The sequence below is a fragment of the Nonomuraea sp. B1E8 genome, from assembly GCF_039871515.1.
Taxonomy (GTDB): Bacteria; Actinomycetota; Actinomycetes; order Streptosporangiales; family Streptosporangiaceae; genus Nonomuraea.
Genome location: NZ_JBDPLS010000009.1, coordinates 109,294 through 128,997, shown reverse-complemented (window position 1 = coordinate 128,997; position 19,704 = coordinate 109,294). Strand labels below are relative to the sequence as shown.

The window sequence follows — 19,704 nt, the reverse complement described above, 5'->3', positions numbered from 1 at the left end:
GTCGGCGCCGGGCGGTGGCCGCCCGGCGCTCACGCGACCAGGAGGCCGTCACCTTGCGCCTCGGGCCCCGACTACCGTGAGACCCGCCTGAACAGCTACCTTCTGGTCATGGCTGAGATCGTGTACCCGCCGGTGATCGCCGCCGCGCGGACCCTCTTTCGTGTGCTCGACATCCGCTTCCACCTGGAGGGGACCGAACACGTGCCGCAGACGGGGGGAGCGGTGCTGGTGAGCAACCACATCAGCTACCTCGACTTCATCTTCGCCGGGTTCGCCGCGCTGCCGTCGAAGCGGCTGGTGCGCTTCATGGCCAAGCAGGACGTGTTCGAGCACCGGATCTCCGGCCCGCTGATGCGGGGCATGCACCACATCCCCGTCGACCGGGGGGCGGGCGCGGGCTCGTACGCGACGGCGCTGCGCATGCTCAAGGCCGGTGAGATCGTGGGCGTCTTCGCGGAGGCCACGATCAGCCGGTCGTTCACCGTCAAAGAGATCAAGAACGGCGCGATCCGGATGGCCCAGGCGACCAACGTGCCGGTGATCCCGGTGGCGCTGTGGGGCAGCCAGCGGCTGTGGACCAAGGGGCGGCCGAAGAAGCTCCTGCAGCGGCACGTGCCGCTCACCATCCTGGTGGGCGAGCCGATGCACCCCAAACGCGGCGAGAACGTCAACGATCACGTGACGGACCTGCACACGCGGTTGTCGGAGCTGGTCGACCGGGCGCAGCACACCTATCCGGAGGTGCCGCAGGGCGTGTGGTGGCAGCCCGCCCATCTCGGCGGCACCGCGCCGACCCCCGAGGAGGCGGCGGCCATGGACGCGGCCGAGGCGGAGGCCCGGGCCAAGAAGGACTGACCGCCGACGCGCGTGACCCCCGCCCGGTGATCGGAGCGGGGGTGTCAGATGGCTGCTTGGTAGGCGCTGGCGCGCATGCCCGCCAATAAACCCGCCGTCTGCTCCAGGGTGTAGCGGCGCACGGGGTCGTGGTGGAGCAGCCCGTCGATCAGCGGGCGCATCACGCCTGCCCGCCGCGGCGGCGGATAGGGCCCGCTGCGGGCCATGCCGAGCACGGTCGCGGCGTCCTGCCCCGGATAGGGAGGCTGGCCCTCGACGGCGCTGTAGAGGGTGGCGCCGAAGGACCACATGTCGGCCTCCTTGCTGGCCGGCCCGCCGTGCAGCCGCTCGGGCGCCATGAACGCGGGCGTGCCGCGCAGGCGCCGCGACGTCGTCATGCGGATGTCGCCCTCGGCGGTCGCTATGCCGAAGTCGGTCAGCACCACCCGGTCACCGGTCAGCATGACGTTGGCCGGCTTCACGTCGCGGTGCAGCACGCCGGCCTGGTGGGCGGTGCGCAGCGCGGCGAGCAGGTGCTGGCCGATGGCCGCCACCGACTGCGCGGGCAGCGTGCCCACCTGGGAGAGCAACTGGTGCAACGAGAGCCCGTCGAGATATTCCATCACGATCCAGAGCTTGCCGCCCTCCTCGATCAGGTCGTGCACCGTGACGATGTTGGGGTGCGTCAGCCCGGCAGCCATCCTGGCCTCACGCAGCACCCGGCGGCGCACCATCTCGGCCTCGCCGGCCAAGGTCAGCTCCTTAAGCGCCACCGTACGGTGGAGAAGCTGATCGAACGCGCGCCAGACGACGCCCATACCCCCACGACCGGCCTCCTCGTTCAGGAGGTACCGTCCGCCGATCTCCCGCATACCATCCCCTCAAGCTCGGGGATAATCATGTCACTTCAACACAGGCCTTTGGGTGCCTAACGTGATCTGGATATGTCGGAATGTGCGGGTGTGCTGGTCAACGGCCTAGAAATTCGATCCGACACAGCGCGCCACACCAGCCCGACCGCTGCCAGGCATACGCAGGCGGGCGAGGAGAGCGCCTGACACGTGCGCACGTGGAGGGCGCAGGACCCGGGCTCGTCACCCGGGCTCGTCACCCGGGCTCGTCACCCGGGCTCGCCACCCGGGCTCGTCACCCGGGCGCCGGTCAGGCGAGGAGGCGGAGCGCGCGCTCGGTCAGCCCCTCCGGCGCCGTCTTCGGCGAGCCGCTCGTGAAGGGCGGCTGCGGATCGTACTCGATCACCAGCTGCACGCTCTGCGCGGTCGGCTCGTCCGTGGCCTGCGCCAGCAGCGTCAGCGCCATGTCGATGCCCGCGGACACCCCGGCCGCGGTTACGATCTTGCCTTCCGTGACGACACGCTCGCTGACCGGCTGGGCGCCGACCTGCTTGAGGAAGTCGAGCAGGGCCCAGTGCGTGGTCGCCTTCAGCCCCTCCAGCAGCCCCGCCGCACCCAGGAGGAGCGAGCCGCTGCACACCGAGGTCGTCCACATGGTGTGCTCGTGCGCCTGCCGGATCCAGCCGGTCAGCGCGGTGTCACCCATGACGTCCAGGGTGCCGAGGCCGCCAGGCACGACGATCACGTCGGGCCGGGGCATGTCGGCGTAGGAGGCCGTGGCGGCCAGCGTGAGCGTGCCCTGGTCGTCGGTGACGGGGCCGGGCTCCTCCGCGACGAACGTGACCGTCCAGCCCGGCGCGAAGGCCATCACGGTGTACGGCCCGACCGCGTCCAGTGCGGTGAAACGGGGATAGAGCGGGATGGCCACCTGCATGGTCAACTCTCCTTCGACTGGAACCGGCGACGGTGGTCGCCGGGTGAGATCCGCCAGTGGCGGCGGAAGACGCGGTAGAGCGTCTCCGGCGTCCCGAGCCCCGACTCCCTCGCCACCGTGGCCAGCGGGTGACCGGTGACCTCCAGGAGCCGCCTGGCGGCGTCGGCCCGGCTGCGCTCGACGTACCGGCCGGGTGACAGGCCCGTCTGCTCGGTGAAGACGCGGGAGAAGTGGCGCTCGCTCATGCCGGCGAGCGCGGCGAGCGCGGCCACGCTGAGGTCGGCCGTGGGGTTGGCGTCGATGTGGGCCTGCAGCTCCCTGATCGGCTCGCTGCGCGGCGTCATGGCCCGCATCGGCGTGCTGAACTGGCTCTGCCCGCCCGGCCGGTGCAGGTAGACCACGAGCCCGCGGGCGACGTCGCGGGCCAGCTCGTGGCCGTGGTCCCTGGCCACCAGCGCCAGCGCGAGGTCCACGCCGGACAGGACGCCCGCGGACGTCCAGACGCGGCCGTCCTCGATGTAGAGCGGATCGGGGTCCACCTCGACGCACGCGTAGCGGGCCGCGAGCTCGTCCGCGGCCAGCCAGTGCGTGGTGGCCCGCCGCTGGTCCAGCAGCCCGGCCTCGGCCAGCACGAACGCGCCGTTGCAGACGGAGGCGACCCGCCGGGCGGATCCTGCCAGCCGGGCCACCTGCGCGACCAGCTCGCCGTCCGCGATCTGCTGCGGCACGGACCACCCGCCCGCCACCAGCAGCGTGTCGACCGGCCCCTCGACCTCGCCGAGCGGCGCGGCCATGACGGTGACGCCGTTCCCCGCCGGCACGGAGCCGCCGCCCACGGCCGCCACCTCGACCCGGTAGCAGCCGCGCGCGATCAGGGCCGCCGTCGCGAACACGTCGGCGGGCCCGGCCATGTCGAGCAGTTGGAAGCCGGGAAAGACGACCACCAGGATGCGTCGCTGCATGCTTTCATGCTGGTCGCGCGGCATGGTGGCGTCAACGACACATTCATTGCAGATCACGCCATCCGTCCGGCTCCCCGCACGACGAACGCCCCCGGCACACGCGGTGGCCGGGGGCGTTCGGGGGACGATCAGCCCATGTGCGGATAGCGGTGGTCGGTCGGCGGGACGAAGGTCTCCTTGATCGTGCGGACGTTCGCCCAGCGGATCAGGTTGAAGATCGAGCCCGCCTTGTCGTTGGTGCCCGAGGCGCGCGCGCCGCCGAACGGCTGCTGGCCGACGATGGAGCCCGTCGGCTTGTCGTTGACGTAGAAGTTGCCCGCCGCGAAGCGCAGCCGGTCGCTGGCCGCCTTGATGGCGTAGCGGTCCTGGGCGATGACCGCCCCGGTCAGCGCGTACGGGGCGATGCCCTCCATCTGGTCGAGCACCGCGTCGAAGTCGCCGTCGTCGTAGACGTGCACGCCGAGGATCGGCCCGAAGTACTCCTTGACGAAGATCTCGTCCGCCGGGTCGGCGCACTCCATGATGGTCGGCTTCACGAAATAGCCGACGGAGTCGTCGTACGAGCCGGTCAGCACGTCGATGGTCGAGGACGCCCTGGCCCGGTCGATGGCCTCCTTGTGCTTGGCGAAGGCCCGCCCGTCGATGACCGCGCCCATGAACGTCGACAGGTCGCTCGCCACGTCGCCCACGCTCAGCGACTCGGTCACGGAGACGAAGTCGTCGCGCATGCGGTTCCAGACCGACCGCGGCACGTACGCCCGCGAGGCGGCCGAGCACTTCTGCCCCTGGTATTCGAAGGCGCCCCTGATCAGCGCCGTCGAGACCACCTCAGGGTCGGCCGACGGGTGGGCGAGCACGAAGTCCTTGCCGCCGGTCTCGCCGACGATGCGCGGATAGCCGTGGTAAGAGGCGATGTTGGCCCCGATCGTGCGCCACAGGTGCTGGAACGTGCCGGTCGAGCCGGTGAAGTGGATGCCCGCCAGCGCGGGGTGGGCCAGCGCCACCTCGGAGACGGCATGGCCGTTGCCGGTGACGAGGTTGATCACGCCGGGCGGCAGCCCCGCGGCCTCCAGCAGCCGCATCGTGTAGTGCGCCGCGAGCTGCTGGGTGGGCGACGGCTTCCAGACGACGACGTTGCCCATCAGGGCCGCCGACGTCGGCAGGTTTCCGGCGATGGCGGTGAAGTTGAACGGCGTGATCGCCAGCACGAACCCTTCGAGCGGGCGGTACTCCATCCTGTTCCACACGCCGGGCGATGAGTTCGGCTGCTGGGCGTAGAGCTGCCGCGCGTACGACACGTTGAACCGCAGGAAGTCGATCAGCTCGCAGGCGGCGTCGATCTCCGCCTGGTGCACCGACTTCGACTGGCCCAGGATGGTCGCGCCGTTGATCGTGGCCCGCCACGGCCCCGCCAGCAGGTCGGCGGCCTTCAGGAAGATCGCCGCCCGCTCGTCGAACGGCAGCGCCTGCCAGGCGGGCGCCGCCCGCAGCGCGCTGTCGACGGCGTCCCGCACGTCCTGAGCCGTAGCGTCGTTGGTGCGGCCCAGGACGTGGGCGTGGTTGTGCGGCTGCACCACGTCGATGGGAGCGCCGCCGCCCATGCGCTGCTCGCCTCCGATGGTCATGGTCAGGTCGGTCTGCGACCCGGCCAGCTCCTTGATGCGGTCCTCCAGCGTGGTCCGCTCGGCGCTGCCGGGCGCGTAGCCGTACACCCGCTCGTTGGCGGGGACGGGGACGTTGCTGATGGCATCCATTACTTACCCCCAAGGGCACGAAGGAAGAAGGCGACGTTGGCCGGACGCTCCGCGAGACGGCGCATGAAATAGCCGTACCAGTCGTCGCCGTAGGGCACGTACACGCGGACCGTGTGGCCGGCCCCCGCCAGGGCCTCCTGCAGGTCGGTCCTGATTCCGTAGAGCATCTGGAACTCGTGGTCGCCGATCGTCCGCCCGAACCGGTCGGCGAGCAGCTCCGTGATCGCGATCATGCGATCGTCGTGCGTCGCCACCATGGGGTAACCCTTCCCCGCCATGAGGATGCGCAGGCATCGTACGTACGCTTTGTCCACGGCGGTCCGGCCCTGGTGGGCGACCGAGGCGGGCTCGCGGTAGGCGCCCTTGACCAGGCGTACCCGGGAGCCTTCGGAGGACAGGTCGCGGCAGTCCTGCTCGCTGCGGAACAGGTAGGCCTGGATCGCCACGCCCGTCGAAGGATGGTCCTCGCGCAGCTTGCGCAGGACGGCCAGGGTGGAGTCGACGGTGGTGTGGTCCTCCATGTCGAGCGTGACGGCCGAGCCGGTGACCGCGGCGGCGGCGCAGATCTCGCGGGCGTGCTCCAGCGCCATGGTCTCGTCGAGCCGCTGCCCGAGTGCCGACAACTTCACCGACACCTCGCCCCTCGCGCCGAGCTCCAGCGGCCTGATCGCGCGGAGCAGGGTGAGGTAGGCGTCCGTGGTGGCGGCCGCGGCCCGCGCGTCGCACGTCTCCTCGCCGAGATGGTCGACGGTCACGGCGAGCCCGGTGTCGCGCAGCCGTTCGACCGTGTCGCGAGCCTCCTCGACACCCTCCCCGGCGACGAACCTCCCGACCACTCTCCTGGTGGGCGGGAAGCCCGACACGGCGCGGCGGACGGCACCGCTCCTGGAGGCGGCGAGCAGCAGGTGACGGAGCATGCGTCCAGTCTAAAAACCCAGCTCAGCGGGGGCCATCGACGCGCGTAACGCCGGATGTGGCAGGCTGTCATACACATGCACAAATCGGCAGACCTGCAAGAGATCGTCGACGAGATCGCCGCCCGGCTGGGGGCGTCGGCGACGCTGGAGGACCGCTCGTTCCGGCTGCTGGCCTACGGCGCGCAGCACGGCGCCATCGACACGGTCCGCCAGGAGTCGATCCTGCGCAGGCGCGCGACGGGCGAGGTGCGCGACTACTTCGAGCGCTACGGCATCGCCGGGGCCGACGGCCCGGTCAGGATCCCCGCGGACGCCGAGCTGCGGGTCCTGGCGAGGGTCTGCTGGCCGCTGCGCCATCGCGGCGTCACCTACGGCTACCTGTGGCTGCTCGACTCGGGCGAGCTGGGCGACGCGACCCTGCACGCCGTCGCGCCGCTCGTCGCCAGGGCGGCCGCCGTGCTCGCCCAGGAGGCCAGGAGCCGGCAGGACGTCGGGCGCGGGCTGCTCGGCCTGTTCTCGCCCGACCCCGAGGAGCGCGCCGAGGCCGCCATCGAGGTTCCCGGCCCGGTCGCGGCCGTCGCCGTACGCGAGTCGCACGAGCGCGTGGCCGCCCTCTGGACGTTGCCGCGCGGCGTGCTCGCCCGCGCCGGCTCACCCGTCGCCCTGCTCGCCCCCGCGCACCTCGCGGGCGAGGTCGCGCAGACCCTCCAGAGCGCGTACGGCACCGCGGCCGGCATCGGCGGGCCACGGAACGACCCGGGCGAGGCCTGGCTGAGCTGGCGCGAGGCCCGCCACGCCCTGCGCATCGCCGAGCACTTCCCCCGCCACGCGCCGGTCGCCCGGTGGGAGGACCTCGGCGTGCACCGCCTGCTGGCCCGGCTCGGCCCGTCCGACCTGCGCGAGCTGGCGGCCGAGACCGCGGCCCTCGACGGGGAGCTGGCCCACACGGTGGAGGCCTATCTCGACCGCGGCGGCCACGCCCAGAAGACCGCCGCCGAGCTCGGCATCCACCGCCAGACGCTCTACTACCGGCTGGGCAAGGCCGAGCGCCTCACCCGCAGGGATCTGTCGGACGGCGACGACCGCCTGGCCGTGCACCTCGGTCTCAAGGCCGCCAGGCTGCGCGGTCAGGACGCCCGGTAGACCTTCACCCAGTCGACGTACATCGACACGGTGCGGGGCGTGGAGGAGTCGCGGCAGCGGGGCTCGCACACCACGTCGTTCTGCAGCGCCAGGCCCATGCGGCGGCCGCTGGGCACGTGCGCGCCGCGGTAGTCCCAGTACTTCTCGCCGTCCAGCCAGACCGTCAGCCGGCCCGGCAGCCAGTCGACCGCCACCGTGTGCCATTTGGTGAAGTCGGCCTTCAGCGTCTTGCGCGCCCGGCTGTGCCCGTCGTGCACGAAGATGCCGCCGCCCTGCCGCTTCGGGTCGACGATCTCGGCGAAGTCGACCTCGGCGTAGCCGCCGCCCTCACCCTGCCGCGTCGGCCACAGCAGCGCCACCGGCGTGTACCCGGCGCCCGCCTCGGCCTTGAACCTGACCTCCCACCGGCCGTACTCCTGCGCGAGCCGGGTGGCCACGCCGCCCGACAGGTCCTTGCCGCCGTACATGCCGCCCTTGAGGCGCAGCACGCCGTTCGAGACGGACGCGGCCTTGCCGGTGCGGGGGTTCCGCTCGGCCTCGGGGGAGTGGTAGATCATCCACTTCTTGGTGTTGATCGACGAGCCGTTGAAGTGCTCCACGAGGACCGGGTCGCCCCAGCCCGTCGTCTGTGCCTGCGCGGTCTGGGGGAGGGCGGCGACGCATGCGAGCGCCGCGGCCGCCAGGATCGGACTGCGTTGGGACATGCGCTCCATCGAAGCAAAGATTTCACTCTGATAACACCCCATCCGTCACATCAGTCAGTTTCGTCACATACACCAGCGGACCGGTCACGGCGCTCCGGACATGGTGCCGGCAGGCGGCTCGCGCCGCCTGCCGGAGTGATGGGGTGCGTCTAGGCGCAGGCCGCCTCGTAGACGCGTACCAGCTCCTGGCTGACCCGCTCCCAGGAGTAGCGCGAGCGCGCCCGGTCGGCCCCCGCGTAGCCGAGCGCGGTCCGCAACGTCGGGTCCCACAGCAGCTCGCGTGCCAGGCGCGCGGTGCGCGCCGGCTGGTCGGGCGGCACCAGCAGGCCGGTGACGCCGTCGACGATGGAGTCCAGGTGGGCGCCGACGGCCGAGGCGATCACCGGCACGCCACAGGCCATCGCCTCCAGGGCGACGATCCCCGTGACGGCCTCCCGCGGCACCGACACCACGGCGTCCGCGCTGCGCATCAGCTTCGGTACGGAGGTGCGCTTCACCTGACCGAGGAGCGTGACCCGGTCGGCCACGCCGAGCTGCTCGGCCAGGTCCCGCAGGCGCTGCGCGTCCTGGTCGTTCTCCAGCTCCTCGGGGTCGGGTCCGCCGGCGATGACCAGTTCCACGTCGCCGAGACCCTGCAGCGCCCGCACGACGGTGTGCGCGCCGCGTTCGGTCGAGAGAGGGCCGACGTGCAGGAGCCGCTTGCGCGAGCCCTTCGTGGCGACCGCGCCGCGACGCTGGAAACGTTCTATGTCGATGCCGTAGGGGACGATGGCGATGTTGTGGCGGGGGACCCCGAGCCGGATCAGCGCCGACTCCTCGTCACCCGAGCCGGCGATGACCGCGTTGGCCCGGCGGCCCAGCGCCCGCTCCAGCTTCTGGTGCGCGGTGTCGACCGTGTGGAACGTCTGCGTCACCGGCACGTCAAGCCCCTTGGCGCCCGCCACGGCGGCCAGGCCGCTGGTCCACGAGTGGGCATGGATGATGTCGGGCCTGTCCTGGCGCCAGCGCTTCTTCAGGTGGGCGCCGACGTCGTTGAGGTAGGGAACCACGTCGTTCGCGGAAAGATCACAGGCCGGGCCCACGTCGATGTGCTCCAGGGTGACTCCCGGGGCCACCCGCGTCCTGGGCCTGCCCTCGGCGTCGTCACGGCGGGAGTAGATCGTGACGTGGTGTTCGCGCCCCAGCTCACGTGCGACCGACATGATGCGGTGGCGCTGGTTTCCGTTGGACGAAGCGACGATCGCGATATTCATGGCACACCCCAGCGTGGAAAGCTTCAAAGGTGTGCCTGCGTCTTAGGCACGTCGTTCTGCATCGACCATACCCAGGTTCGGCGGAAACGCAAACCCCTACAGATCAGACACCTCGGAGCGCGAACACCACGATTTCATCCCACACCTGGCCCTCCGAGAACGCGTGCCGGTCCGCCTCCACCGCCTTGACCACGGTGGACGGCGACTGGCCCGCGCACCGGCCGAGCACGTCGGCCAGCCGCTCGTCGCCGTACGGCTCGCCCCCGGCGTTCCTGGAGGAGACCAGGCCCTCCGAATAGAACACCAGCGTCTCGCCAGGAGGGACCGTCAACGTCTCGACCTGCGTCTCCGCCTCGGCCGCGATGCCCAGCGGCACGCCGCCGCCCGCGACGAAGCGCACGGTGCCGTCGTTGCCCACCCGCACCGCCGGATGGTGCCCCGCCGACGACAGCCGGATCGTACGGCCCTGCACGAACCCCGCCACGGCCATCACGAACAGGCCGGAACCCTGGGCGACCAGGGCCTCGTTGACCTTCCGCATCACCAGGTCGGGGTCGGACTCCCAGACGCTCAGCACCCGCAGGCCGCCCCGCACCATGGCGGTGACCGACGCGGCCTCCTCGCCCTTGCCCGCCGCGCCGCCGAACGCGAACCCCCACCCGCCGGCGACCGGGAACACGTCGTAGAACTCCGCGCCCACCGACGACCCCGGGTGGTAGACGGCCGCCGCCTCGTAGCCGGGGATGTCGGGCAGGTTGCGCGGCGCGACGCTCGCCGACAGCGCGTCGGCCGCCCGCGCGCGGCTCTGGAAACTGCTCTGCGCGCGTACCGCCAGGCCCAGCTGCAGCCCCACCTCCTGCATGACGGCCAGGTCGGCCAGCGCGAACGGCTGCCTGTCGTGCGTGCGTACGAGCGTCAGCACGCCGTCGGCGCCCCCGATCGGGACACTCAGCAGCGAGCTCGCGCCCATCGCCGTCAGCACCGGCCCGTCGGCGCAGAAACCGAGCAGCGTCTCGTCCTCGACCATCTCGTGCACCACGCCGGAGCCCCGGTCGAGAACCTGCAGCACCACCTGGCTGGTCGCCGGGTCGGCCGACTCCACCTGGCGGGCGAGCTCACCGAGAGGCTGGTCCTTCGGCGCCATCACGGCCGAACGACGCGGCGCCCCGTCGCGCACCACGTCCGCGATCACCCAGTCGGCCCACTCGGCCGCCAGCAGGCGCGTCGCCCGCGGGAGCGCGACCGGACGCCGCAGCGCCTCCTCGTCGAGCAGCAACGTGGCCATCTTGACGAGCAGGTCCTGCCGCTTGGCCGCCGCCAGCAGCAGCGCTCCGTCGGACTGCTCGGGCCTGCGCGCGCCCGGCTCGGGCAACTGCACCTCGACCGGCAGCGCGACCGCCGCCACCATCTGCTGCGGCTCGCCCGGCATGGTCAGCCTGGTCATCGCCAGCTGCACGGTGTGCGTGCGCCCCTGGTGCGCCAGCCGGGTCTCGAACGCCGACGGCTGCCCGGTCTGCAGCACCGACGTCAGGTGCGACCGGAACGCCGCCCGCCGCGACACGTCCACCAGCAGCGGGAACGACCGGCCCACCAGGTAGCCGTCGGGGCTGCCCAGCATCCGTGAGGTCTCCGGGTTGATCCGCCGCACCACGCCGCCGCCGTCGAGGACGATGACGGGCACGGGGAAGGCCCTGAACACCTGGCGCAGCAACTTCAGCTCGCGCTGCGCGCCGCCGTCCTTCTTCGCCCCTCCCCGCTTCGGGGACTTGCGCAACTGCTCCCTGGCCTCGGCCAGCAGCTCGGCGGCGGTGTCGAGCTCCGCGAGCGCCGCGTCCAGCGTGGGCGCGAGGTCCGAGGGATAGGCGGCCCTCGCCGCACGCAGCGATGAGACGCGCCCGGCCAGCGCGTCCAGCGCGTGTTCGAAGTCCGGCGTGGTCATGGTCTGACGCTACGCCACGCGGGATAATGCTAGCCATAAGGGGTAGAGGCTTGTTGCTATGGAATCCACCGCGATGCTCACCCCCGGACTCGCCCGTGACCTGGCGGCATTGGGCCGCCTCGGTGAGGACACCTCGACGGAGAGCGTGCTGCGCGGCCTGACGACCGCGCTGACCGCAGGAGTGCCCGGCTGCTCCGGAGCCTCCGCCGAGCACTGGCGCGATCATCGGGTCCTGGTCTCCGGCTCGCACAGCGAGCTCATCATGCTCGTCGAAGGCGAGCACGAGCTGGGGGAGGGGCCGTCCACCGAGGCCAGGCAGAGCGGCGGGCGGGCCACCGTCGCCGACGTGCTCACCGAGACCCGCTGGCCGCGCTACGACGCGCTGGCCACCCGCTGGGGCGTGCGCTCGGTGCTGGCCGTCCCCATCGACGTGGCGCCCGCCGTGCTGGTCGTCGGCCTCTACTCGGTGCGCCCCGGCGCGTTCTCGCCGCAGGGCGCCCACTCGCTCTCCGACATGCTCACCGAGCAACTCGGGGTGGCCATGGCCAACCTCTCGGAATTCGACGAGGTGCGTACGGACGCCGCCCAGCTGCAGGAGGCCCTCGCCGGCCGGTCGGTGATCGACCAGGCCAAGGGCATCATCATGCAGACCAGCGGATGCACGGCCGAGGCCGCCTTCGAGGAACTGCGCAGGATCTCCCAGCACCACCAGGTCAAGGTGGCCGACCTGGCCAGGCTCCTGGTCGAGGAGCACCAGCGCAAGTCGAAGGGCTGAGCCTCACCCGATGGCGGCCAGGGCGTCGTCGACCGTGTCGTAGATCGGCAGGCGCTGGGCCAGCCCCGTGATCCACATCACCTTCGACTTGGAGTATTCGACCCCGATCAGCGCGAACTTCGCGCCCGAGGTCAGACTCGTCTGCCAGTGGTGCACGATCAGACCGAGCGCGCGCGAGTCCATGAACGTCACTCCGGCCAGATCGAGGATCAGATCGGTGCCCGCCAACGACAGGTAGTCGGCGAACTGCTCGCGCGTCGTGGCGTCGAGCACACCGTCGACCCGCACCACGGTGACCGAGTCGACGGTCGATGACGTCAGGCTCAGAGCCGCCGCGGGCCCGTCGCCGTTTTCCGGCATTGTCACGGAGCAACCCTACTGTCACCACGCCAGGGAGGAATACTTCTGGTGGCACGGGGGACACTTCTCGCGAGGTCCAGCAGAGGGCTTCCGTCTCGAGAGTTGAGCGAGGCGTGCCTCTGCCTGGGCTTTTCTGCTTGGGTGGAGGCCGCCTGCGAGCCATACGAGGAGCAGCCATGGCTGTGCAGGAGTACATCCTCGAGGAGATGAGCGCGGAAGAGCTCCTGGCCGAGATGGTCAGGGAGGGCACCTCCAGCAGCCACCGCGAGCGGCTGCGCGAGCGCATCGTCGAAATGCACCGTCCGCTCGCCATGGAGATCGCCAGGCGATACCGCTACCGGGGCGAACCACTGGAGGACCTTCTCCAAGCCGCATATGTTGGCCTGATGAAAGCCGTCAACGGCTTCGACCCCAGCCTCGGGCACGCGTTCAGGGGCTACGCGGTCGTGACCATGACCGGTGAGGTCAAACGGCACTTCCGCGACCGCACCTGGGCCATCCGGGTGCCGCGCCTCTACCAGGAACGCCGCTCCGAGCTCAACAGGCTCGTCGCCGATCTCAGCCAGGACCTCGGCAGGTCGCCCACCGTCGCCGAACTCGCGGCGAAGATGAACATCACCGAAGAGGACGTCCTGCTCACGCTCGACGCCTCTGCCGCCTACAGCACCCTGTCGCTCGACGCCCCGCTCGGCACCGACGACGACGCGGCCTCCCTCGGCGACGTCATCCCCGAGGACGACGACACGCTGAGCACCATGGTCGACAGGGAGGCCGTCAAGCCGCTCATCGACGCCCTGCCCTCCCGGGAGAAGCACATCCTGCTGCTGCGCTTCTTCGGCAACATGACGCAGGCCGAGATCGCCGCCGAATTCGGGATCTCGCAGATGCACGTGTCACGCATCCTGCGCAAAGTACTCGATCAACTACGCGCCGAACTCGTCGGCTGAACAGGGGCGGTCGCCGGGTGAACGAGGACGTGGAGCCCCAGCCGGGCCACACGGGCCCGCCCCCCGGCGCGCCCGTGAAACGACTACGCTTCCGGCTGCCGGACCTGCCCAAGGTCCGGCAGTTCGCCGAGGAGGAGGCCCGCGAGGCCGGCATGGCGGAGGACGCCGTCGCCGACTTCGTCATCGCGATCAACGAGATCGCCACCAACGCCGTCACCCACGGCGGCGATCAGGCCCTCCTGCGCACGTGGGCGGCCGGCGGCGACCTGGTCGTCGAGGTTCACGACAAGGGCCCATGGAAACCCGGCCCTCTGCCGGGGGCCGTGGGCGGCATGGGGCTCTGGGTGGCCCGCCTGCTCTCCTCGGAGCTGATCGTGCACACCGGAGAGGCCGGCAGCCGCGTCGTCATGCGCTTCCCCGGCAAGGCGTGACCCGGGGGAGAGGGCTCCCGGAATGCGTGACCCGGAGGCGGAACTCCAGGCCATGCGTGATCAGGCGAAGGGCCTGCGGCACGGCGTGACCCGGAGAACGGCGACGCGCGACACCGCGCGCCGCCACATCACCCTGACGGCGCGCGGACCGCACGCCGTCAGCGCCTGGCCCGGCCACGCCAGCCGCCGTAGCTGCGTACGCTCGCCGTGCCTATGCCCGCCTGGTGCAGAGCCAGCAGGGTCAGCCCCAGCAGGACGAACGTCATACCGGAGACTCCTCCGGGGATGTTCACGCCCAGCAGGTCGAGCAGTAAGCCCAGCCCGAAGACGATCGCCGCGACTATCGCGAGCATGTCAGATCACCTCATCCCGTGGCTGTGGCCCTGGTCGTGCGTGTGGACGTGCGCTTGTCCGGGCGCCGGGCCGGTGCCCTGGCCGGGGGCTCCCGACAGGGCGAGCAGGCGCTCCAGGACGTTCCGGTAGTCGCGCAACGCCAGCCGCAGATGCTCGGTGTCCTGCGCACCGGTGTCCTTCCAGCCGTCCCGCAGGGCGTCCGTGCGGCTCGTGAGGCTGCTGGTGAACGACTCCACCACCTCGCCGAGCAGACCGTCGGCGCGCCGTACGGCCTCGCCGGGGTCGTCCACGAACGACGCCTGCAGATCGCGCCAGCGCGCCTGCACCTGAGTGGGGTCCTGGTCGAACAGGACGACGTCCTGGGGAGCCGCGCGCGCCGGGACCTCCTCGGGCTCGGCCTGGCCGTCGACCGGGCCGGGCTCGGCCGGCATGTCGCCGCCGGCCCTCGCGTACGGGTCCCGGTGGGCGGCGTCATCACCCGGGCCGGCCGATGGGGCAGCGCCGGGAACGGCGGGGTCGTACGCGTCGGCGGAGCGCTCCAGCCCTTCGGGGCGGCCGTCGGCGCGCCCCATGTCGTCGAGACGGCCGGCGATCGGCCCTCCGGCCTCCTCGCCGGGCCCGCGGTCCGCGACCGCCCGGTCGTCGTCACGGTCGTCGCCACGGACCTCGTCAGCGCGTTGCGACGGCACCTTCAGCTCGTCGTGGCTGTTCCTCATCACCTTCACCGTCCTCGCGTGGTCTCGTGCAGCAGATCCTCGAACAGCGCGCGGTAGTGGACCATGGCCTGCCGGAGCTCCTCCGTGGAGGCCTGCTTCTTGGCCGCCCGCCCGCTGATCTCGTGAGCCGTCCTGTAGTGATCGAGGGTCTCCGCGTGCCCCACCGACAGGTCGGACAGCCGCTGCTCGAAGTCCTCCGTCGGATATCCCCGCTCCGCCATGACCGCGGTGACCAGCTGGTCCGCCTCGGTCACCGCGAAGCCCGGCGCGTCCACGAAGCGCTCCTGCACCTCGGTCCACCGGTTGGCGTACGTCTCCCGCGACTCCTCCGGCAGGGGACGGATGTCGAGCTCGGAATGCCGCTGCTCGCGGTCGAGCAACTCCTGCTCGGCGTCGCGGCGGTTGTCATGGTCTGCGACTATGCGCTCGTACTCGGGGCCGAAACGCTCACGCAGGTGATGACGGCGCCTCTGCTGCTGCGCCACGTAGGCAACTGCGGCGAGCGCCACCACCGCGATGACGACGACGGCCACCCAGATGTAGGTGGTCATGATGTTCGCCTCCGGTCTCTTTGTCGAGACCAGCGACTTCCCGGGAGAGCCGTGCCGAAACTTTTGCCCTCAGTTGGCTTCGAGCGCCTTCCGCGCCGCGGCCAGCACCGTTGCGACATGTGAGCCCGCTGGTGAAGCGGGGACCTCGCTGAATCCCGCATCGGGGTCGTACCGCACGTCCAGCCCCTCGTCCACCAGCCGCTGCGCCCAGCGCAGCGCCGTGTTCAGCCGGTCGGACCCCGGCGGCTTCCCCTGAGCGGCCGCCGACAGGTTGCGCAGATTGGTGGCGGGCCCCGACTGGACGTGCGCGCGGGCCAGCTTCCACGGGACGGCGGCGCGGTGGTCGAGCATCGGCTTGGCCAGCCCGGCGGCCCGCTTGGCCTGCAACACCCCGGACGTGCTGACACCGAAGTGAGCGGCCAGCTCCTGCACGCTCCTCCCCTCGGCGACCAGCCTGGCCAGCTCATCCCGATCAATGGTCGGCTTACGCCCCACCCGGCCCCCTCCGCTCCCGCTCTCCGTGTACGCGTGCACCTTCGATGTGCGCTAAGGTTATGACGTCCCGCCCCGCAGGGGGGGCGGCCGACACAACCGGGACGTAGCGCAGCTTGGTAGCGCACTTGACTGGGGGTCAAGGGGTCGCAGGTTCAAATCCTGTCGTCCCGACGGTAGGGCAAAGCCCGTCATCTGGAGAGTTCTCCAAGATGACGGGCTTTCGTCGTTTCCGGTCCGATCAACGGTCACCGTCGATCCGCCGGAGTCGGGGATCTTCACGACCTACCAGGTGACAGGGAGGCGGTGCACTCCATAGATGCTCATGTCCGAGCGCATCGGCACCTCCTCGGGTGTTACCGCCAGGCGCAGGCCAGGCAGGCGCCGCAGCAGCGCAGGGTAGGCGATGCGCATCTCGGCGCGGGCGAGCTGCTGGCCGAGGCACTGGTGGATGCCGTGGCCGAAGGCGAGGTGCCCGCCGGCGGGCCGGGTGAGGTCGAGCCGATCTCCGTCGGGGAAGCGGGAGGGGTCGCGGTTGGTGGCGGGCAGATGGATGGCGACGTTCTCGCCCGCCTCGATGGCGACGCCCTCGATCTCCGTGTCCTCCAGCGCGGTGCGTACCAGGCCGGGGTGGATGATCGTGAGGTGGCGCAACAGTTCCTCGACGCCGTTGTCCATGGCCGAGGGGTCGTCGCGCATGGCGGCGAGCTGATCGGGGTTGGTGAGCAGCGCGTAGGTGCCCAGGCCCAGCATGTTGGCGGTCGTCTCGTGTCCGGCGGCCAGCAGCAGGACCCCGACCCCGGCGAGCTCCTCGTCGTTCAGCTCTCCGCTCTCGACGAGTCCGCTGAGCAGGTCGTCGGCCGGTTCCTTGCGCTTGTGCTGGATGAGTGCGCCCAGGTACGCCCAGATCCGCCGCATCGCCGCCCGGGCGTCGTCGGCCTTGGTCTCGAGGTTGACCAGGACGTTGGAGTCCTCCTGGAACTGCGCACGATCTTCGTACGGGACCCCGAGCAGCTCACAGATCACCAGCGACGGAATCGGCAGCGCGAACGCCTGCACGAGGTCCACGGTGCCGCCGGCGGCCTCCATCTCGTCCAGGCAGGCGTTGGTGATCTCCTCGATCCTGGGTTCGAGCAGTTTCATCCTGCGTACGGTGAACTGCCCGGCCAGCAGCTTGCGGAAGCGCGTGTGCTCGGGGGCGTCCATGCGCAGGAAGAACCCGGGCGGGACCCGGAACTCCTTGACCAGCTCCATCCGGGCCGGGATCACGGGGTGCGCTCCCTCCGGCCGGTTGCTGAAGTGCGGGCTCGCCAGGACCGCGCGGGCAGCCGCGTGGCCGGTCACGAGCCAGCCTTGGTGGCTGTCGGCGAACGTCAGACGGTGTACGCGAGCAGGCGGGTGGACGATCCGGCCGTCATCGCCGCGCGTCGTTCCTACGCGCGCCTGACCGTGGCGGCGGGCGCGCTCGTCGCCGTCGTCGCGATGGTCACGATCCCGGCGCTGCTGGTCACGCGGTCCGCCGCCGGGATCGGCAGCAAGCCGGCGCCGTCTACGTCAACCGCCGCGACCCGGCCCTGCTCGTGCACGACCGTCTCGGCTCCTCATCGTGGACCCTCGACCTCGGCCATCCGATCGCCTGGCTCCGGCTCGGCGTCCTTGCCGTCGCCCTGAACGTGTTGGCGGTGCTGCTGCAGGCGGGTGTCGTGTGATCTGCCCTGAAGCACCAGCTTCCGCTGTTCCTGCGAGGTGGACCCGTCACCCCCATCTGACGCGCCCTCCCGAGGGCACACGCGAGAAGCGCCCGTCCGAGACGGCTCAGGGGAGGGCACTCGCAGGGGTACGCGCGGCGTGATGCAGGCGCGCGGCGTCCTGGCTGGGAGGCAGGCCGAACTGGCGGCGGTATTCCCGGCTGAACTGTGACGGGTTGTCATAGCCGACCCGGTGGCAGACTCCCGTGACGTCGTTCGGGTGGATGGCGAGCAGCAGCCTGGCCTCCTGCAGCCGGATCTGCTTCTGGAACTGGATGGGGCTCATCGCGGTCACCGCATGGAAGTTGCGGTAGAAGGCGGAGACGCTCATGCCGGACAGCCTCGCCACGTCCTCGACCCGGAAGCGTTGCGCGTAGTGCTCGCGGATCCAGCGCACGGCGCGGGAGATGTGGCTGAGACCGCTGTCGGCGAGGCCGAGCTGGCGGACCGTCGCACCCTGCTCGCCGGTGATCACGCGCCACAGGATCTCGCGCTTGATCAGCGGGGCCAGCACGGCCTGGTCGCGAGGCTCGTCGAGCAGGCGCAGCAGCCGGACCACCGCGTCGAGCAACTCGGCCGGAGCGTCGCTGACGGCGATCCCCGGCGACGCGCCGCCCCCGGTGGGGGGAAGGTCGCCAGTCCCGGCCGCCAGCAGCAACTCGGCGACGGCGGACGGTTCCAGGGTGAGCCCGAAGCCCAGCGCCGGCTGCTCGGGGTTCGCCTGAAGGAACTGCCCGGTGATCGGCAGGTCGACGGACGCGACCAGGTACTGTCCGGCGCCGTACTCGAAGATCCGGTCGCCCAGCGCGAGGCGCTTGGCGCCCTGGGCGATGACCGCCAGCACCGTGCCGGACATCGAGAGCGCCGGCGGGTCCGAACGGTCGATCTTCGAGACGAGGACACCGTCGATGGCGGTGGTCCAGTCGGGCCGGGCATGCCGGACCAGCTGATCGCGGAGTTCTTCGAGCCGCATGTGGCCATTGCAGCACGATTCGGGGCGTGGTTCCCGTACGCGAGAGGATCGTGCATGTACGGGCGAGGATCGTTCTAACGTTCTCCCAGGTCAAGCCGGTTGGATGGAATCACCTCATTCCACCGCCGCCATGGCCATGGCACCGATCGGCTCGCCCGAGACCTGCCCCCGCCGCATGGCGCCGCCTTGCTCAAACACGGACACGTACGCAGGAGGAACACACCATGAAGGTCGCCGTCATCACGGGCGCCAGCTCCGGCATCGGACAGAGTGCCGCCATCGAGATCGCCAAGCGCGGAACCGGAGTCATCTTGACCTACGGCACCAACGCGCGAGCAGGGCTGGATACGGCCGCCGCCATCGAGAAGGAGGGCGGCAGGGCCGTCGCGCTGCCGCTGGACCTCGGCGACGTCGGCACCTTCGCGGCCTTCCGCGATGCGGTGGCCGGCGTGCTGCGCGACACGTGGCAGCGCGACACCTTCGACCACCTGGTGAACAACGCCGGTCACGCCGAGATGTCGTTGATCGAGGACACGACCGAGGAGACGTTCGACAGGCTCATGCGGGTCCTGCTCAAGGGGCCGTACTTCCTCACGCAGCGGCTGCTGCCCCTGATGGCGGACGGCGGGGCCATCGTCAACACGAGCAGCAGTTCGTCAGGTACGGCGGGCCTGGAGCCGGGATACTCGGCCTACGCGTCGATGAAGGGCGGTCTCGACGTGCTGACCCGGTACATGGCCAAGGAGTTCGCCACGAGAGGCATCCGCGTCAACGCCGTCTCACCCGGTCCGACCCGCACCCGGCTCGGCGGCGACGCGTTCACCCGGTTCCCCGAGGTCGTCTCGGCCCTCGCCGCGAAAACCGCGTTCGGCCGGACCGGCGAACCCGACGACATCGGTGCCATGATCGCCGCCCTGGTCTCCGACGAGAGCCGCTGGGTCACCGCTCAGAACATCGAGATCTCGGGCGGCTTCAAGCTCTAGACGCCTCCGGCCGAGCGGTCCCTCGATCGCGCCCGGATCCACCGCGGGCAGGGACCCGAGGAACTGGGGACGTCGCGGCGTGA

23 protein-coding genes and 1 tRNA gene are annotated in these 19,704 nt (G+C 70.9%); 8 read left to right on the top strand and 16 right to left on the bottom strand.

From position 1 onward, the window contains the following. The first annotated feature begins 108 nt into the window (after positions 1-108). Positions 109-855 (top strand): lysophospholipid acyltransferase family protein, encoded by a 747-nt coding sequence (locus ABGA98_RS28095; protein ID WP_347621412.1) that lies wholly within the window; start codon positions 109-111, stop codon positions 853-855. 44 nt (positions 856-899) lie between these two features. On the opposite strand, the gene ABGA98_RS28090 is transcribed toward ABGA98_RS28095, so the two are convergent. The 5 genes from ABGA98_RS28090 to ABGA98_RS28070 all read right to left on the bottom strand — a co-directional run bounded on the left by ABGA98_RS28090 (position 900) and on the right by ABGA98_RS28070 (position 6,252). Continuing rightward, a complete protein-coding gene (locus ABGA98_RS28090; RefSeq protein ID WP_347621411.1) occupies positions 900-1,706 on the bottom strand; it encodes a serine/threonine-protein kinase in 807 nt (268 codons plus the stop codon). A 289-nt stretch (positions 1,707-1,995) separates the two neighbouring features. Beyond that, on the bottom strand, positions 1,996-2,619 hold the full coding sequence (locus tag ABGA98_RS28085; RefSeq protein WP_347621410.1) for a DJ-1/PfpI family protein: 624 nt from the start codon (positions 2,617-2,619) through the stop codon (positions 1,996-1,998). Positions 2,620-2,621: 2 nt separating this feature from the next. Continuing rightward, on the bottom strand, positions 2,622-3,581 hold the full coding sequence (locus ABGA98_RS28080) for a GlxA family transcriptional regulator (protein ID WP_347621409.1): 960 nt from the start codon (positions 3,579-3,581) through the stop codon (positions 2,622-2,624). Between the two features lie 128 nt (positions 3,582-3,709). Continuing rightward, positions 3,710-5,335 carry an L-glutamate gamma-semialdehyde dehydrogenase gene (gene pruA / locus ABGA98_RS28075; RefSeq protein ID WP_347621408.1) on the bottom strand — a complete coding sequence of 542 codons (1,626 nt, stop codon included), beginning with the start codon at positions 5,333-5,335 and terminating at the stop codon, positions 3,710-3,712. Continuing rightward, a complete protein-coding gene (locus ABGA98_RS28070; RefSeq protein WP_347621407.1) occupies positions 5,335-6,252 on the bottom strand; it encodes a proline dehydrogenase family protein in 918 nt (305 codons plus the stop codon). The genes pruA and ABGA98_RS28070 overlap by 1 nt, the downstream gene beginning before the upstream one ends. A gap of 75 nt (positions 6,253-6,327) precedes the next feature. On the opposite strand from ABGA98_RS28070, the gene ABGA98_RS28065 reads away from it, so the two are divergent. Next, entirely contained in the window at positions 6,328-7,395 is a 1,068-nt protein-coding gene (locus ABGA98_RS28065; protein WP_347621406.1) for a helix-turn-helix domain-containing protein, read from the top strand. On the opposite strand, the gene ABGA98_RS28060 is transcribed toward ABGA98_RS28065, so the two are convergent. The 3 genes from ABGA98_RS28060 to ABGA98_RS28050 all read right to left on the bottom strand — a co-directional run bounded on the left by ABGA98_RS28060 (position 7,380) and on the right by ABGA98_RS28050 (position 11,291). After that, the gene (locus tag ABGA98_RS28060) at positions 7,380-8,099 is read right to left on the bottom strand and encodes a glycoside hydrolase family 16 protein (protein ID WP_347621405.1); all 720 of its coding nucleotides are present in this window, start codon (positions 8,097-8,099) and stop codon (positions 7,380-7,382) included. The genes ABGA98_RS28065 and ABGA98_RS28060 overlap by 16 nt on opposite strands. A gap of 149 nt (positions 8,100-8,248) precedes the next feature. Beyond that, positions 8,249-9,352, bottom strand: coding sequence for a glycosyltransferase (locus ABGA98_RS28055; RefSeq protein ID WP_347621404.1), 1,104 nt, complete (start codon positions 9,350-9,352; stop codon positions 8,249-8,251). A 103-nt stretch (positions 9,353-9,455) separates the two neighbouring features. Next, positions 9,456-11,291: a SpoIIE family protein phosphatase gene (locus ABGA98_RS28050; protein WP_347621403.1), complete on the bottom strand. Its 1,836-nt coding sequence runs from the start codon at positions 11,289-11,291 to the stop codon at positions 9,456-9,458. Positions 11,292-11,349: 58 nt separating this feature from the next. Here ABGA98_RS28050 and ABGA98_RS28045 point away from each other — a divergent pair, with 58 nt between their 5' ends. Next, positions 11,350-12,066: a GAF and ANTAR domain-containing protein gene (locus ABGA98_RS28045; RefSeq protein WP_347621402.1), complete on the top strand. Its 717-nt coding sequence runs from the start codon at positions 11,350-11,352 to the stop codon at positions 12,064-12,066. Positions 12,067-12,069: 3 nt separating this feature from the next. Here ABGA98_RS28045 and ABGA98_RS28040 read toward each other — a convergent pair whose 3' ends face one another. Further along, positions 12,070-12,426 carry an STAS domain-containing protein gene (locus tag ABGA98_RS28040; RefSeq protein WP_347621652.1) on the bottom strand — a complete coding sequence of 119 codons (357 nt, stop codon included), beginning with the start codon at positions 12,424-12,426 and terminating at the stop codon, positions 12,070-12,072. 176 nt (positions 12,427-12,602) lie between these two features. Here ABGA98_RS28040 and ABGA98_RS28035 point away from each other — a divergent pair, with 176 nt between their 5' ends. Then, positions 12,603-13,373 carry a SigB/SigF/SigG family RNA polymerase sigma factor gene (locus ABGA98_RS28035; protein ID WP_347621401.1) on the top strand — a complete coding sequence of 257 codons (771 nt, stop codon included), beginning with the start codon at positions 12,603-12,605 and terminating at the stop codon, positions 13,371-13,373. Between the two features lie 74 nt (positions 13,374-13,447). Beyond that, on the top strand, positions 13,448-13,804 hold the full coding sequence (locus ABGA98_RS28030) for an ATP-binding protein (protein WP_347621400.1): 357 nt from the start codon (positions 13,448-13,450) through the stop codon (positions 13,802-13,804). 158 nt (positions 13,805-13,962) lie between these two features. On the opposite strand, the gene ABGA98_RS28025 is transcribed toward ABGA98_RS28030, so the two are convergent. The 4 genes from ABGA98_RS28025 to ABGA98_RS28010 all read right to left on the bottom strand — a co-directional run bounded on the left by ABGA98_RS28025 (position 13,963) and on the right by ABGA98_RS28010 (position 15,920). Further along, entirely contained in the window at positions 13,963-14,157 is a 195-nt protein-coding gene (locus tag ABGA98_RS28025) for a hypothetical protein (RefSeq protein WP_347621399.1), read from the bottom strand. 6 nt (positions 14,158-14,163) lie between these two features. Then, a complete protein-coding gene (locus ABGA98_RS28020) occupies positions 14,164-14,874 on the bottom strand; it encodes a hypothetical protein (RefSeq protein WP_347621398.1) in 711 nt (236 codons plus the stop codon). Positions 14,875-14,879: 5 nt separating this feature from the next. Next, positions 14,880-15,425, bottom strand: coding sequence for a hypothetical protein (locus ABGA98_RS28015; protein ID WP_347621397.1), 546 nt, complete (start codon positions 15,423-15,425; stop codon positions 14,880-14,882). A gap of 69 nt (positions 15,426-15,494) precedes the next feature. Next, positions 15,495-15,920, bottom strand: a complete 426-nt coding sequence (locus ABGA98_RS28010; protein WP_347621396.1) for a hypothetical protein — start codon at positions 15,918-15,920, stop codon at positions 15,495-15,497. A 97-nt stretch (positions 15,921-16,017) separates the two neighbouring features. On the opposite strand from ABGA98_RS28010, the gene ABGA98_RS28005 reads away from it, so the two are divergent. Continuing rightward, positions 16,018-16,091, top strand: a tRNA-Pro gene (locus tag ABGA98_RS28005). A 111-nt stretch (positions 16,092-16,202) separates the two neighbouring features. Here ABGA98_RS28005 and ABGA98_RS28000 read toward each other — a convergent pair. Beyond that, positions 16,203-17,261, bottom strand: coding sequence for a cytochrome P450 (locus tag ABGA98_RS28000; protein WP_347621395.1), 1,059 nt, complete (start codon positions 17,259-17,261; stop codon positions 16,203-16,205). An 89-nt stretch (positions 17,262-17,350) separates the two neighbouring features. Then, entirely contained in the window at positions 17,351-17,503 is a 153-nt protein-coding gene (locus tag ABGA98_RS27995; RefSeq protein ID WP_347621394.1) for a hypothetical protein, read from the bottom strand. On the opposite strand from ABGA98_RS27995, the gene ABGA98_RS27990 reads away from it, so the two are divergent. Next, entirely contained in the window at positions 17,498-17,626 is a 129-nt protein-coding gene (locus ABGA98_RS27990) for a hypothetical protein (RefSeq protein ID WP_347621393.1), read from the top strand. The genes ABGA98_RS27995 and ABGA98_RS27990 overlap by 6 nt on opposite strands. 106 nt (positions 17,627-17,732) lie before the next feature. On the opposite strand, the gene ABGA98_RS27985 is transcribed toward ABGA98_RS27990, so the two are convergent. Beyond that, the gene (locus ABGA98_RS27985) at positions 17,733-18,638 is read right to left on the bottom strand and encodes an AraC family transcriptional regulator (protein ID WP_347621392.1); all 906 of its coding nucleotides are present in this window, start codon (positions 18,636-18,638) and stop codon (positions 17,733-17,735) included. Between the two features lie 224 nt (positions 18,639-18,862). On the opposite strand from ABGA98_RS27985, the gene ABGA98_RS27980 reads away from it, so the two are divergent. After that, positions 18,863-19,621 carry an SDR family oxidoreductase gene (locus ABGA98_RS27980; protein WP_347621391.1) on the top strand — a complete coding sequence of 253 codons (759 nt, stop codon included), beginning with the start codon at positions 18,863-18,865 and terminating at the stop codon, positions 19,619-19,621. Positions 19,622-19,704 lie beyond the last annotated feature (83 nt).